This window comes from Verticiella sediminum, from assembly GCF_007558815.1.
Lineage (GTDB): Bacteria > Pseudomonadota > Gammaproteobacteria > Burkholderiales > Burkholderiaceae_B > Verticiella > Verticiella sediminum.
This window is the reverse complement of the sequence record NZ_VLTJ01000042.1, coordinates 62,060-75,209: the sequence shown is the minus strand read 5'-3', so window position 1 is coordinate 75,209 and position 13,150 is coordinate 62,060. Positions and strand designations below refer to the sequence as shown.

The following is a 13,150-nucleotide window of genomic DNA, read 5'->3' as shown; positions in this document are numbered from 1 at the left end:
AAGTCCACAAACTACTCGACAAGCCGCTGCTTGCTTGGCTTGGGAGCCGACAGTCATGCGTTGCAGCGGGCGGTTCACGGCTGGGCCTCCACACTGTTACTCTGCGGTGTCACGCAGGGAAACAGTGGCAGCAGGTACTCGCCCAGTTCGTCGATTACCTCGCCGGCCGGGCTGGATCGCGGAAGCGCTCGGCGCGATGATCTGGTAGCCGCTCGGGTGGGGCACGCTGACCGGCAAGATCCGCAGGGACCGCAAGCCCGAGCCAGGGACCCGCGCATTCGACGGCGCCGACATGGGCCTGAAATATGACGAAGCGCATCTGTTCGCCATCGTCGATGCGCTCGACGACATCGCCCGAGAGAGCGGCAGGACCATTCCGCAGGTGGCCCTGAACTGGCTGCTGCAGCGGCCGACGGTGAGCAACGTCATCATCGGCGCGGTCGGTTGGAGCCTGACGTCCGAGCAGGTGTCCAGGCTCGACGCGGCAAGCGACAGCCAACCGCCGTATCCGACCTGGCACCAGCGCAGCTCGCCGGAGCTCAAGGCGTTCCGATGAAGGCCTGGCGCGTTGCCGGGGGGGGGGGGGCGCCTCCTGTACCCTGCCTTCACCGCGCCCAGGGCGGCGTGCGCAGCGCCTCCACGAGGAAGTCCACCAGCCGCCGCACCTTCAACGGCAACTGCTTGCGCGTGGGATAGACCGCGAAGATGCCCAGCTCCACTGCGCGGAACTCCGGCATGAGCTCGACCAGCGCACCGCTGCGCAGGTCCTCGTGCACCAGGAAATCCGGCTGCAGGATGATCCCCTGGTGTGCCAGCGCCGCCGCACGGCAGGTGTCGCCGTTGTTGGCGTGGATGCGTGAATGCGTGCGCACCGTCACGGAATCCGTGAGGCCCTGGAAGCTCCAGAGATCGCCGGATGACCAGTAGGTATAGGAGATCACGTCGTGCCGGGCGAGCTCGTGTGGGTGCACGGGAGTGCCTCGCTCGGCGAGATAGTCCGGCGAGGCGCACAGCACCATGCGCGTACGGGCGAGCGGGCGGCTGACCAGGCTGGAATCGGACAGCCGCGCGATGCGCACCACCAGGTCGTACCCTTCCTCGACGAGGTCGACCACGCGGTCCGACAACACGATGTCCAGCGTGACCTGCGGATTCTGCGCTGCGAATCGGCCCCACAACGCGGCCAGATACAGCGCACCGAAGGTCTGGGGCGCACCGATGCGCAACCGTCCCTGCGCCTGCAGCGCACTGGACCCCACTTCGGCCTCCGCCTCCTGGACGGCCAGCAGGATTTCCTTGCAGCGTTGGTAGTAGGCCTGGCCTTCGCCTGTCAGCGACAGGCGGCGCGTCGTTCGTTGCAGCAGGCGCGTGCCCAGGTGCTCCTCCAACTCGTTGACGTGGCGGGAGACCGCGGGCTTGGACAGCCCGACCACGTCCATCGCTCCGACGAAGCTGCCGGCCTCGACCACGGCGGTGTAGGTTTTCATGGCTTGGAGTAGGTCCATAGTCTCGAATATCAAAACAATTTGTCCATCCGATAGGAGTTTATCCCGGCCTATGCGTCCAATATAGTTCTCTTACGCCGTCAGGCCTGCCGGGGACTCGGGACAGCCAGCTTTCCCCGTGTGCTACTACGGCCCCTCTCTCGCAACAGGACTATCACCATGAACATCACTCTCATCGGCGCCGGCAGCATGGGCGCAGGCTTCGTCAAGCAACTCACTGCCGCTGGCCACCAGGTCCGCGTTACCTCGCGTGATCTGGCCAAGGCCGAGGCCCTGGCCGTCGCCCATGCCGGTGCAACGGCCGTGGCCCCGGCCGACGCACTGGGCGACTCGCTGGTCGTCATCGTCGCCACCAGTTATGCCGATGCCGTGCCGGCACTCAAAGCGCTCGGTTCGCTGGAAGGCCGCATCGTGATCGACATCACCAACCCGCTGACGGCCGACTACATGGGCCTGACGCTGGGCCACGCCACCTCCGCTGCCGAGGAGATCGCCAAGGCGCTACCCGGCGCCCAGGTGGTCAAGGCATTCAACACCGTGCTGGCCCAGGTGCTGGCCGAAGGCCCTGCCTTCCCGAACGGCCAGACGGTGCCGGTCTTCTATGCGGGCGATGACGAGCGCGCCAAGCAGACCGTGCGTGCGCTGGCCGAAAGCATCGGCTTCCAGCCGGTCGACGCCGGGGGGCTGAAGAACGCGCGCTACCTGGAGCCGGTGGCCGGCCTGAACATCTACTTCGCCTACGGCGCCGGGCAAGGTACGCAGATCGCGCCGACCTGGATCCGTCGCGGCTGACCCTTCCCGGGCATGACGCGGGCGACCCCGCCGCGTCCGCTTGGCGGCTCTTTTCCGCATCGACACGAGTCTTCACCCCTCGACACAAAGGACACTGACATGAACGCAACACTTTCGCTGCTGGGCCGCATCGGCCTTTCGCTGATCTTCATCATCTCCGGCTGGAGCAAGATCACCGGCTACGCCGGCACCCAGCAGTACATGGAGGCCATGGGCGTACCGGGCGCGCTGCTGCCGCTGGTCATCCTGCTGGAGCTCGGCGGCGGCCTTGCCATCGCCGCGGGTCTTTTCACACGCTGGATCGCCATCGCCCTGGCGGTCTTTTCGGTCGCAACCGCAGTGGTCTTTCACGCCGATTTCGGCGATGCGATGCAAGCTGTCAGCTTCTGGAAGAACGTCGGCATGGCCGGTGGCTTCCTGCTTCTGGTTGCCCATGGCGCAGGCGAGTTCAGCATCGACGGCATGAGAAGCCGCCGCAACGGCCAGCCGTCGTAGTACGCCCAATCTACATCCAACCTGATGAGAAAAAGCGGGCGCTCTTGGCGCCCGGCAATCCTGGAGCATTACCATGACTCGAGCTCCCTCGCTCTTCATCTCCCACGGGTCGCCGATGTTCGCCATGGAGCCCGGCGTGCTTGGCCCCAACCTCCGGCAGCTCGGCGCATCGCTGCGCGATCTGTCCGCGATCGTGGTGGTGTCCCCGCATTGGCAGACCATGGGCATCCGCGTCGCCGGTGTCGCCCGGCCAGCGACCATCCACGACTTCGGCGGCTTCCCCGCGCCGCTCTATGCGCTCAAGTACGAACCGCCCGGCGCACCGGCCCTCGCCGCCGACATCGTCGGCATGCTCGCCGAGGCGGGCATGCCCGCGACGATCGACCCGCAGCGTGGCCTGGACCACGGTGCCTGGGTGCCGCTTCAGTACCTGAAACCCAGCGCGGACGTTCCGGTGCTGCAGGTTTCGCTGCCGCGCGACATGGACGTCGAAGGTGCTCTGCGTCTGGGCCAGGTCTTGGCGCCGCTCCGGGACCGCGGCGTACTGATCGTGGGCTCCGGCAGCCTTACACACAACCTGTATGAGTTCCGCAGCCATGTCCGGGATCCAGAGTACGCCCAGGAATTCGCCGACTGGATCGCGGCCGCCATCGCGCGACGTGACGACGCGGCACTGGTGCAGTACCGCGCACGCGCGCCCCACGCCGAGCGTGCGCACCCGACCCAGGAGCATTACCTGCCGTTGCTCGTCGCGGCGGGTGCAAGTTCTCCCGATGAATCCCGCAGCCTGATCCGGGGTGGAATGACCTACGGCGTCCTGTCGATGGATTCCTTTGGATTCGGGCTCGATGGCAACGCGATGAAGCAAGCCGCATGAAGCACGCCTGTATCCTGGCGATCAGGCATCCCGCCCGCCACGCAGGATGGTTTCCTCGCCCGGCTTGGGTGTCTCGGGGCCTGAGACCGTACTGGTATCGACCCCCGAGCGCATGGCGCCTTAAAAATATATTAAAGAGTGTCCTGCATGATTCGCTGAATACTGGCGCATAGGTGTGGATCGATATGACATGAACCTCCTCCTCGTTGAAGACGACCAGATGCTGGGCGAGTCCGTTTGCGACGGTGCACGCCAGAGCGGATGGAACATCGACCACGTGCGCGATGCAAATTCGGCGCGTAGCGCGCTGGTGGATCACAGCTACGCCGCCGTCCTGCTGGACATCGGTCTTCCGGGAGAGTCCGGCCTGTCCGTGCTGCGCTCCATGCGTGGGCGTTACGACGCCACGCCGGTGCTGATCCTCACCGCGCGTGGCCAACTCAGCGAGCGCATCGTCGGCCTGGACGCAGGCGCTGATGACTATCTGATAAAGCCATTCCAGTTCGATGAACTCTGGGCGCGCGTGCGCTCGGTGATCCGCCGCAGCCAGGGACGCGTCGTCCCGGTATTCACTTACGGCGACGTGCGCATCGACCGCAGCAAGCGCGTCGTCAGCAAGGCCAACGTCGAGGTCGTCCTCAGTGCCCAGGAATACCGCACTTTGCTCGCCCTGGTCGAGCGGGCCGGCCATGTCGTCACACGCGACCATCTGCACGACGTCGTTTACGGCACGGCCAGCAACGTCGAGAGCAACACGATTGCCGTGTTCATCCACCAGCTGCGCCGCAAGCTCGGGGACGACCTGATCCGGACCGTTCACGGGCTCGGGTACGTCATCGGGCAGCCAACCGCGTGAAGTCACGTTCCTTCAACGCGCAACTGATATTGGTGATTGTCGCGGTCATCGCCCTGTGCTGGGCGGCAGTGCTCGGGGTCGTGCTCACGCAGTTCTCGCTCAACCGCGCCAGCACATGGGACGAGAAGCTCGGAGCCATTGCTACCCAGCTGCTGGTCACGATCCCTGCGGATAGCGATTTCGACGGAGGCGCCGGTCCGGGGCTCAAGCTGCGCGCAGTCCCGGGCACCAGGCATGAGCCTCTCGTATTCCAGATCTGGGTCGATCGCGGCCGGATGGTCGCCAGTACGCCAGGGGCGCCCGAGTCGCCGCTCCAGCCTGACTTCGCCGATGGCGCGGCCTCGACCCTCGTCGAGGGCCAGAAGTGGCGTGTCTACTCCGCATCCGACAGCACCGGGCGGGTGAGCGTCCAGGTGGGCAACCTGCAAAGTGTCGTAGACGCGGACATGCGTCACGAAGCAACCCATGCACTGGTCCTGGCAACGGTTCTGCTCGTCATAGCCGGTCTCATCATGTGGTTCGTCACTCAAAGCGCACTCAAACCCGTACGAGCACTGGGGGCGGCGATGCGCCATCGCCGCCGCTTCGATTTCACCCCCTTGCCCCTGGATCGCCTGCCGCGGGAATTGCTTCCACTGGTCGACTCCTTCAACCATGTCCTAAAGCAACTCGACGAGGCGATCGAAAGCGAGCGCCGCTTCATCGGCGATGCGGCGCACGAGCTACGCACACCGTTGTCGGCCTTGCAGGCACAGGCCGAGATCGCACTGCGAGCGACCGATCCCGAGGACAAGGATGCCGCCCTGAGAAAGCTGCTGGTAGTCGCCAGGCGCAGCACACGGCTGTCCGAGCAGTTGCTCGATCTGGCCAGCATCAATGCCGGTGCCAAGGCCCCCAAGCACGTACCGGCCGATCTGAGCAAACTGGTGCAGCACGTTGCCCAGGAGTTCGAGGTCTATGCCAGCCTGAACCAGCGCTCGCTCTTTCTGGATGTGCATGCCTGCACGATTTCATGCGACATTGATGAGATCGGCATTCTGCTGCGCAACCTCATGCACAACGCCATGCGCTACACCACAGAAGGCGGCAACGTGCTCGTGCGTTGCGGTTACCAGGCCCGCGAGGGCAGGGAGCCCGCGCCCATGGTGTATCTGGAAGTTGCGGATGACGGCCCAGGCGTTCCGGCCCAGGAGCGCGAGGCCATCTTCGAGCGTTTCCACCGGGTCGCGGGCACGCCCGTGCGCGGTAGCGGCATCGGCCTGTCGCTTGTGGCGGGCATCGCCGAGTCTCACAGCGCCACCATCCAAACTGGCACGGGGCTGCAAGCTCGGGGGCTCATGGTGCGCGTCGTTTTTCCCTGTCTCGTCGAGCCACGGCGCCCTGGCTGATCGACCCGGTCCTGTCGCGGTGGGTGAACCTTCGTCCTTCTATTGGGCCGTTGCGAGCGCCTGCCTTGCTCGCGGAGTGGCTGGTCAGGACTGCCTGTCGCACTTGCGCTGGGATGACCGGCTGCCCTGAACGCTACGCGCTTCCACGACTCTCTGGCCGTTGCGGCGATTGAATCGGGCTGTGCACAAGCGGCTTCCGAGCGGATCGGATACATGCCGTTCACTTTTTTTTTGCTGAATGGCTCACTCCTTAAAGAATTCCTAATAACGCTAAAAAACCGCTAAATCCGCTTGGGCAGTATCCGCCCCCATAGGTGCGTCGCCTTTGACGCGCCGCGAAATCGGAAGGATTCATGCTGCATTGCAAAGCCAGACCCGGGCACGCCGTCATCTCTGATCGGCCTGCAGTGTGGGTCACGTGCATGGCGCCAGGCGTCTCGCCGATCCCGTCGGGCGATGCCGAGGTAGCGGCAGCGCTGTCACCCGGCCTGACGCTCGCCATCGTGACAGGAAGACATGCAATGAGCTCTCGCCCGGTCCATGCCTGCGGCCAGGCCGCAAAGCGCAACAAGGCCCCCAAATTCGCCACAGAAAGGACTAACCCATGTCTCAACAAAAACTCTCCCGCTCCCCGCTGGCATCGTCCAAGCCGAGCCTCATCGCCGCCGTGGCACTTTGCACCGCATGGGCCCCGGCTGCCTTCGCGCAGGGTAGCCAGGCCAAGGACGGCAGCGGCCGGTGGGCCCTTGGCATCGGCGCCGTCGTACTCGACAAGCCCTACCGCGACTTCGACCGCAAGGTGCTTCCCCTTCCATTGATTTCCTACGAAAGCAAGTGGATCAGTGCCACCGCTCCCACTTTTGACGTCAAGCTGTACTCGACCGACGCTCTTTCGTTCCGTCTGCGCGCGCGTTGGTCCGGCGATGGCTACGAGGCCAAGGATTCTGCGGTCCTCACCGGCATGGATGAGCGCAAGTCCAGCCTGTGGGCCGGCGGCGCGGTGACCTGGAAAACCGGTTTCGCGAACTTCAGCGGTGAAGTGCTGGCCGACGCGATGGGCAACAGCAAGGGCACGCGCGCCAAGCTGCAGATCGACCGTCGATTCGCCGCCGGCAAGTTCGGCTTCACCCCACGCCTAGCCGCAGAGTGGGTCGACGACAAGTACGTCGACTACTACTACGGCGTGCAGCAGTCCGAGGCCCAGGCCGGCCGGGCCTTCCATGAAGGCAAGGCCACCACGAACCTGCAGTTCGGCCTGCGCATGGACTACTCGCCGTCGCGCCACCATACGGTGTTCGTGGACGTGGGAGCCACTCGCTTCGGCAGCTCCGTCAAGGACAGCCCGCTGGTGGACAAGACCACCGGTACCACGCTCGCGCTCGGCTACGCCTACCGCTTCTGACGCGCTCATCAACCCCGTCGCGACCGGGCCTCTCAAGCGGCATGCACAGTGCGATAGCGAAGGCGTCAGCAACTGTCTTGACATGCGGCCCTATATGTAACATCGTTAGTTTCATGAAACGCGACAGCCGCTTATCGTCCGTCCTGCATGCGCTGCTGCGCATGGCCGAACAGGATGGCCCCCTCACTTCTGAAACCCTGGCCAGGTGCTTGGGCACCAAACCGGTCGTCGTCCGGCGCTCCATGGGGTATTTGCGAGAAGCGGGCATCGCCACTTCGGACCAAGGCCACGCGGGTGGATGGCGCATGCCGGTATGCGGCGGCACGACGCACAACAAATTGATCATGCACCACGATGTCATCGTCATCGGCGAAAGCTACGCAGCGATGGCCGCGGCCCTGCAACTGGTGCGGGCGCGCCGGTCCGTGCAGGTGATCGATGCGGGCGAGCGGCGCAAGCGCTTCGGCAGCCATTCCCACGGGTTTCCGGGCCAGGATGGCGTACCTCCCGGCGAGAGCGCGGTGAACGCGCGCGGCCGGCGCGAAGCCATGGCAGGGCGGGTGGACGAATTCACTGTTAAGACATCCGACGGCGGATCGCACCGAGGCCGCCGCATCCTGCTGGCCACCGGTGGGGCCGGCACTGAGCCAGGAGGCCAGGTCCACCGTTCCTTGCTTTGGCCCGAGTCCCTCGCCCCCATGCAAGCGGAAGGCGGCATCCGATGACTCCGTTTTCCAATCCGGCGGCCGTCTCAAGCTATGCACAGAGGACTGCGAGGATCGTACCCGGCCTGAGGGACTTGCACAGGATGGCGGGTGTGCTGCTGGCCGAACGTGCGCCTGCCGACGCACGCATCCTGGTGCTCGGCGCCGGTGGCGGGCTGGAGTTGAGGGCATTCGCCGAGATGCAGCCAGGCTGGCACCTCGACGGCGTGGATCCATCCGCCGAGATGCTCGAACTGGCCCGCACGACTCTGGGGCCTCTGGCGCCTCGCGTGCGCTTGCATGAAGGCTATATCGATAGCGCTCCCATGGGGCCTTTCGATGGCGCGGCCTGCTTGCTGACGCTGCACTTCCTGTCTCCGGACGAACGCCTGCAGACCTTGAAGCAAATGCTCGTTCGGCTCAAGCCTGGGGCGCCCCTTGTGGTTGCGCATCACAGTTTTTCCAGCGACGGCCCCGTCAGGGACAGATGGCTCGCGCGCAACGCGGCGTTCGCGGCTGCTTCCGGCGTGCCTGTGGCACAGGCCGAAGGTAGCATCGCGGCGATCAAGGAGAGGCTGCCAGTGCTTACACCGCAGCAGGATGCCGATCTGCTGCGCGAGGCCGGATTCACGGACATCGACCTCTTCTATTGCGCATTCACCTTCAAGGGCTGGATCGCCCATGGACAATGAGGGCCGGGTCCGCTCGGCTTCGTGGTGGCACGATGTCAGGCATCGTCCCGGGCGGTTCGTGCCCTTCTTTCCTTGGCCTGCCGGTTCTCACCATGGCATTCAGAATGGGCTTGAGCTGCCCCAGTGCTGAAAGCTCGGAAATCAGCGCAACCGTCGTCGCCGGCCCAATGCCTTTGACGCTCTGCAAGAGTTTCGTCAGATTGGCTTGAGCACGTGGGTTGGAAGATGCGAGAGGTCAAAGCCAGTTGGCAGCGACTCGGAACTAGACGCGGGACGCAATCCGCGAACCCGACGGCACAACGCCGGGACGTCATTTCGCCTTGAGGCATTTTTGCTTCAATGATTCAATGAATGATGTAATATCGAATCATGAATGAAGATGAAGCCGTCTCTGCCCTCGGTGCCCTGGCACATACTCAGCGACTGCGCGTGTTCCGCGCCCTGGTCATTGCCGGCCCGGAAGGTCTGACACCCAGCGTCCTGGCCGAACGGCTCGACGTGGCCCGCAACACGCTGTCCTTCCACTTGAAGGAACTAGCCCATGCCGGCCTCGTCACTATCGAGCAGCAGGGTCGCAATCTGATCTATCGCGCCGAGTACGGCCAAATGAACGGCCTGATCGGCCATCTGACCGAGCATTGCTGCCGGGGCGGCGAATGCGAGGTCTCCAGATCTTCCCGCTGCAACTGCTGACGCCATGACCGGCACCATCTATGGCGCACTGCGCATCTGCACAGGCAATTCTGCGCGCGCAACTTCTCCGAACTGGCCGTGGCCGCCATCAGCCTGTTCGGCTTGCATTCCGGCGCGGCCCTCGCCACGGTAGTCGGCATGCTCATCGAGGCGCCGGTGATGCTGGTGGTGGTGGCCTAGTCAACCGCTCACGCGGACCTTCGGCCCTCGACTCCATAACGCAACAGGCCTATGCCATGAGCAATATCACGATCTACCACAATCCCGCCTGCGGTACGTCGCGCAACGTGCTCGGGCTGATTCGCAACAGCGGTGAGGAACCGACCGTCATCGAGTACCTGAAAACGCCACCCGACCGCGATACGCTCAAGGCGCTGGTCGCCGCGATGGACGTGTCGGTGCGTGCAGTGCTGCGCGAGAAAGGAACGCCCTATGCCGATCTCGGCCTGGATGACGCGAAGTGGAGCGACGACGACCTGACCGACTTCATGCTCCAGCATCCCATCCTCATCAACCGGCCCATCGTGGTCACCCCGCTGGGGGTGCGCCTGTGCCGGCCTTCGGAAACCGTGCTCGACCTGCTGTCGCAGCCACAGCGCGGCGCGTTCAACAAGGAAGACGGCGAACCGGTGGTGAATGCGGAGGGACACCGTGTCTGAATTCTGCCTCGACGTGCCGAACATCGACTCGGCAGTGTTCCAGCAGCCCGATACGGAACGCTTGCTGATGTCCGGGCGGGCGACGCACGCGCCGCGCTTTCTACTGCTCTACGGATCACTGCGCGAGCGGTCATTCAGCCGCCTGGCGGCCGAAGAAGCGGCGCGTATCCTGCGTGCTCTCGGAGGCGAGACTCGGATGTTCAATCCCTCTGGCCTGCCGCTGGTGGACGATGCGCCACAAGACCACGCAAAGGTCAGGGAGTTGCATCAATTGGTGCAGTGGGCCGAAGGCATGGTGTGGAGTTCGCCAGAGCGCCACGGCGCGATGACCGGCCTGATGAAGACCCAAATCGACTGGATTCCGCTGTCGGTCGGCGCGGTGCGCCCGACTCAGGGCAAAACGCTGGCGGTAATGCAGGTGTCGGGCGGTTCGCAGTCGTTCAACGCGGTCAACCAGATGCGCGTGCTCGGCCGCTGGATGCGCATGCTGACCATCCCGAATCAGTCCTCGATCGCCAAGGCATATCAGGAGTTCGACGACGCCGGGCGCATGAAGCCCTCGGCCTACTACGACCGCGTGGTGGACGTGATGGAAGAACTGATGAAGTTCACGCTGATCACGCGCGACGTGGCACCGTATCTGGTGGATCGGTACAGCGAGCGCAAGGAAAACGCCGAGGCATTGAGTCGACGCGTCAGCCAAGCCGCCATTTGAGCGCCAAGTCAGGGCTTTCCGGCGCCATCGCGCTGCTCGATCTGCAACCGCGCCCGCTCGGTTGCCTGCTGCCACCGTTCCCCCAGGAGCGCACGCGGCGACAATGTCCGTGATCGAGAGAGCGGTGCCGGATGCTATGAGTGCCGACGTGTGGCGCGCGGGCCACCGTGAGCGCGTGCTTCCAGTCGCCGTAATACTCGCCATAGGCCATATGCTTGTCCGGGGCATTGGGCGACGGCAGGCATGGGGAGCAACCTTCCCGGCGGGGTGCCGTCGAGAACAAGGCAATGGGCTTTCTCGCTCATGCGCTTGGAGATACCGCCAGTCTTGCATCCGGCCAGATCACGTGTCGTTCTTCCAGATCGATCCGTTCCCATTCGAGCGAGACAATTTTGGAGCGGCGGACAGCAAACTGCAGGCGGAGTGCCAGCGGGATGGCGCATCTCTCCAGCCCTTCGGCCTCCAGACGCTCTGGGTGACGGAAGATGTACACCATGTCCTCGCCGTCGACGAGTGGGATCGCCTTGCTGGCCGAGAACATCGGGATGCGGCGGCACGGGTTGGTGCGCGCGGCGGCTTTGGCCGACCAGCGGCAAAAAAAACGCCCCGCACGAGGCGGGGCGTATCGCAAGCTTCCCATGGTGCCGGCCTGTGGCCGGCAGGGAATGCTTATTGCGATTCGCTGCCGGTACCGGCGCCAGCGCCCGGCGAGGGCATGGCGGGATCGCCGGCAGGCGGCACACCCTGGGGCGCCGGGGAGGGCATGGTCACCGAATCATCGGTCGCGCCCGGCGCGCCGGTCATGGAGGCCGGGTCGTCCGAACGATCGCAGGCGGCCAGCGCGGCCGAGGCGGAAAGCAGAGCGGCGAGAATCAGCGGCTTCTTCATGGTGTCATCTCCTTGATGTGAGTCCAGTGGGGTTGCCGTTCAGGCCTTTCGACCTGCGCCGGTATGGTTCCCATACTACGGATCTCCGCTGAATGCGTCTGCTTTTGTAAGGTTAGCGTAAGTATTAAGTGTGGGCGGCTGTAACGACGCACGGACCTTCAGTTATTTCTGCAATATGCTTCTAACTTGCTAATTAATAAAGGATTTTGCAGATACCAAAGCATGCCGTCTCGTGGTGCGGCGGAAACGCCCTGATGACAAATCCTGCAGATGGTTGCTGGCTGTTCAGTCCGTCTGCAAGGTTCACGTCAGCTTCGGGTGCTATTTGCCGGCGGCATCCCGGTAATGTACCCAACCCGCCTCCAGCCACGCCTGCAGCCGCTCGCGTTCGGCCATGGCGGGCCGCGCCTGCGCGCAGGCCAGTTCGCGCGCATCGGCGAGCATGCGCAGGGCGCCCGCGCTGCGCAGCGGCTCGTCCTCGCCGTTGATGAATACGTGGCTGCCGTCGTAGAGCATGCGCGTGCGCCGATCCAGTACCAGGCGGCCGTCGGCGGGCCAGGCGCCGATGAGGTCGGGCAGCTCGGTCCCGGGCGCGAAGAACACCCCGGGCTTGGGTTCGCTCAGGTGCCTGCCCAGAAAGCGCACGGCGAGCGCGCGGTCCAGGCGTACGGTGCGCAGCGCGTCGAGCGCGGCCTCGACCAGCGGTTCGGGCAGGGCGGCGGGCGCGAGGCTCGCGGGCTGCCCCGGATCGCGGTAGAGCCGCGCATCGCCTACGCGCGGTGCCTCGGCGAGCCCGTCGGCCGCGGTCTCCAGCATGCCGCGCGCAAGCTCCGCGCGGTTCAAGGCGCGAAAGCCGATCGAGATCGTCATGCAGCCGTCGCCCAGGGCCACACCCTCGTGCGCCACCTGCGGCGGCAAATACAGCATGTCGCCCGGTTCGAGCACGTATTCCTCGGTCGGCTCGAAGTGCTGCAGGATGCGCAGCGGTGCATCCGGGTCCAGCGAGAGATCCTTCTGCCGGCCGATGCGCCAGCGCCGTCGGCCGGCCGCCTGCAGCAGGAACACGTCGTAGCTGTCGACGTGCGGCCCGACGCCGCCGCCGTCGGAGGCGATGCTGATCATGGCGTCGTCCAGCCGGGCATCGGGCACGAAGCGAAAGCGCTGCATCAGCGCGGCGGTGGCCTCGTCGTGCAGGTCCATGCCCTGCACGAGCAGAGTCCAGCCGGGTTCGCCGGCCTTGGGCAGGCGGGCGAACGGGCCGTGCTCCATCGCCCACCGGCCGTCTTCCTGCCAGACCAGGCGCGATTCCACGTCGTCCTCGCGGGCGAGCCGGCGCAGCGCGGCGAAGCCGATCGGCGGCTTCATCCGCGGCAGAGCCTGGCGGATGAGCAGAGGCCTGCGCTGCCAGTGGCGGCGCATGAACTCGGCCGGCGACTGGCCGTCGAGCAACGCGATGGGCGTATGGATATCGGAGAGCATGCAGC

Annotated in this window: 14 protein-coding genes and 3 pseudogenes; 13 read left to right on the top strand and 4 right to left on the bottom strand. The window is 65.0% G+C overall.

Features of this window, described 5'->3' with window-relative positions; genetic code table 11:
- Positions 1-220 precede the first annotated feature (220 nt).
- Positions 221-556: pseudogene (locus tag FOZ76_RS28070) on the top strand (aldo/keto reductase); the annotation flags it as partial.
- A gap of 49 nt (positions 557-605) precedes the next feature.
- Here the strand turns inward: FOZ76_RS28070 and FOZ76_RS24600 are convergent.
- On the bottom strand, positions 606-1,505 hold the full coding sequence (locus FOZ76_RS24600; protein ID WP_143950939.1) for a LysR family transcriptional regulator: 900 nt from the start codon (positions 1,503-1,505) through the stop codon (positions 606-608).
- Between the two features lie 159 nt (positions 1,506-1,664).
- Between FOZ76_RS24600 and FOZ76_RS24595 the strand changes: the two genes are divergently transcribed.
- The 12 genes and pseudogenes from FOZ76_RS24595 (at position 1,665) to arsH (ending at position 10,778) form a co-directional block, all read left to right on the top strand.
- Positions 1,665-2,297: an NADPH-dependent F420 reductase gene (locus FOZ76_RS24595; protein WP_143950938.1), complete on the top strand. Its 633-nt coding sequence runs from the start codon at positions 1,665-1,667 to the stop codon at positions 2,295-2,297.
- Between the two features lie 99 nt (positions 2,298-2,396).
- Positions 2,397-2,792, top strand: a complete 396-nt coding sequence (locus FOZ76_RS24590; protein ID WP_143950937.1) for a DoxX family protein — start codon at positions 2,397-2,399, stop codon at positions 2,790-2,792.
- Positions 2,793-2,907: 115 nt separating this feature from the next.
- Entirely contained in the window at positions 2,908-3,669 is a 762-nt protein-coding gene (locus tag FOZ76_RS24585) for a DODA-type extradiol aromatic ring-opening family dioxygenase (protein ID WP_246129754.1), read from the top strand.
- Between the two features lie 190 nt (positions 3,670-3,859).
- Positions 3,860-4,525: a response regulator transcription factor gene (locus FOZ76_RS24580; RefSeq protein ID WP_143950935.1), complete on the top strand. Its 666-nt coding sequence runs from the start codon at positions 3,860-3,862 to the stop codon at positions 4,523-4,525.
- Positions 4,522-5,913 carry a sensor histidine kinase gene (locus tag FOZ76_RS24575; RefSeq protein ID WP_143950934.1) on the top strand — a complete coding sequence of 464 codons (1,392 nt, stop codon included), beginning with the start codon at positions 4,522-4,524 and terminating at the stop codon, positions 5,911-5,913. The genes FOZ76_RS24580 and FOZ76_RS24575 overlap by 4 nt, the downstream gene beginning before the upstream one ends.
- 604 nt (positions 5,914-6,517) lie before the next feature.
- Positions 6,518-7,315: a MipA/OmpV family protein gene (locus tag FOZ76_RS24570; protein WP_143950933.1), complete on the top strand. Its 798-nt coding sequence runs from the start codon at positions 6,518-6,520 to the stop codon at positions 7,313-7,315.
- A gap of 113 nt (positions 7,316-7,428) precedes the next feature.
- Positions 7,429-7,617 (top strand): annotated as a pseudogene (locus tag FOZ76_RS28430) (Rrf2 family transcriptional regulator); the annotation flags it as partial.
- Between the two features lie 419 nt (positions 7,618-8,036).
- On the top strand, positions 8,037-8,711 hold the full coding sequence (locus tag FOZ76_RS24555; protein WP_143950932.1) for a class I SAM-dependent methyltransferase: 675 nt from the start codon (positions 8,037-8,039) through the stop codon (positions 8,709-8,711).
- Between the two features lie 369 nt (positions 8,712-9,080).
- Positions 9,081-9,404: an ArsR/SmtB family transcription factor gene (locus FOZ76_RS24550; protein ID WP_143950931.1), complete on the top strand. Its 324-nt coding sequence runs from the start codon at positions 9,081-9,083 to the stop codon at positions 9,402-9,404.
- 54 nt (positions 9,405-9,458) lie between these two features.
- Positions 9,459-9,601, top strand: a pseudogene (locus FOZ76_RS24545) (arsenical-resistance protein); the annotation flags it as partial.
- 39 nt (positions 9,602-9,640) lie between these two features.
- Positions 9,641-10,063 (top strand): arsenate reductase (glutaredoxin), encoded by a 423-nt coding sequence (gene arsC / locus FOZ76_RS24540; RefSeq protein ID WP_143950930.1) that lies wholly within the window; start codon positions 9,641-9,643, stop codon positions 10,061-10,063.
- Positions 10,056-10,778, top strand: coding sequence for an arsenical resistance protein ArsH (gene arsH, locus FOZ76_RS24535; protein WP_143950929.1), 723 nt, complete (start codon positions 10,056-10,058; stop codon positions 10,776-10,778). Before arsC ends, arsH begins: the two co-directional genes overlap by 8 nt.
- Positions 10,779-11,079: 301 nt before the next feature.
- Here the strand turns inward: arsH and FOZ76_RS24525 are convergent, their stop codons facing one another.
- From FOZ76_RS24525 to FOZ76_RS24515, 3 genes are all read right to left on the bottom strand, one after another.
- The gene (locus FOZ76_RS24525; protein WP_143950928.1) at positions 11,080-11,418 is read right to left on the bottom strand and encodes a hypothetical protein; all 339 of its coding nucleotides are present in this window, start codon (positions 11,416-11,418) and stop codon (positions 11,080-11,082) included.
- A gap of 29 nt (positions 11,419-11,447) precedes the next feature.
- Positions 11,448-11,666 carry a hypothetical protein gene (locus tag FOZ76_RS24520; protein WP_143950927.1) on the bottom strand — a complete coding sequence of 73 codons (219 nt, stop codon included), beginning with the start codon at positions 11,664-11,666 and terminating at the stop codon, positions 11,448-11,450.
- A 321-nt stretch (positions 11,667-11,987) separates the two neighbouring features.
- Positions 11,988-13,145 carry a JmjC domain-containing protein gene (locus FOZ76_RS24515; protein ID WP_143950926.1) on the bottom strand — a complete coding sequence of 386 codons (1,158 nt, stop codon included), beginning with the start codon at positions 13,143-13,145 and terminating at the stop codon, positions 11,988-11,990.
- Between the last annotated feature and the right edge of the window lie 5 nt (positions 13,146-13,150).

Excerpts from the sequence above, each read along its gene's own strand:
- FOZ76_RS24555 (WP_143950932.1), top strand. The coding sequence starts at position 8,037 with ATGACTCCGTTTTCCAATCCGGCGGCCGTCTCAAGCTATGCACAGAGG.
- FOZ76_RS24595 (WP_143950938.1), top strand. The coding sequence starts at position 1,665 with ATGAACATCACTCTCATCGGCGCCGGCAGCATGGGCGCAGGCTTCGTC.
- FOZ76_RS24590 (WP_143950937.1), top strand. The coding sequence starts at position 2,397 with ATGAACGCAACACTTTCGCTGCTGGGCCGCATCGGCCTTTCGCTGATC.
- FOZ76_RS24515 (WP_143950926.1), bottom strand. The coding sequence starts at position 13,145 with ATGCTCTCCGATATCCATACGCCCATCGCGTTGCTCGACGGCCAGTCG.
- FOZ76_RS24525 (WP_143950928.1), bottom strand. The coding sequence starts at position 11,418 with ATGGGAAGCTTGCGATACGCCCCGCCTCGTGCGGGGCGTTTTTTTTGC.
- arsC (WP_143950930.1), top strand. The coding sequence starts at position 9,641 with ATGAGCAATATCACGATCTACCACAATCCCGCCTGCGGTACGTCGCGC.
- FOZ76_RS24580 (WP_143950935.1), top strand. The coding sequence starts at position 3,860 with ATGAACCTCCTCCTCGTTGAAGACGACCAGATGCTGGGCGAGTCCGTT.
- FOZ76_RS24585 (WP_246129754.1), top strand. The coding sequence starts at position 2,908 with ATGTTCGCCATGGAGCCCGGCGTGCTTGGCCCCAACCTCCGGCAGCTC.
- FOZ76_RS24520 (WP_143950927.1), bottom strand. The coding sequence starts at position 11,666 with ATGAAGAAGCCGCTGATTCTCGCCGCTCTGCTTTCCGCCTCGGCCGCG.
- FOZ76_RS24550 (WP_143950931.1), top strand. The coding sequence starts at position 9,081 with ATGAATGAAGATGAAGCCGTCTCTGCCCTCGGTGCCCTGGCACATACT.
- FOZ76_RS24570 (WP_143950933.1), top strand. The coding sequence starts at position 6,518 with ATGTCTCAACAAAAACTCTCCCGCTCCCCGCTGGCATCGTCCAAGCCG.
- FOZ76_RS24600 (WP_143950939.1), bottom strand. The coding sequence starts at position 1,505 with ATGGACCTACTCCAAGCCATGAAAACCTACACCGCCGTGGTCGAGGCC.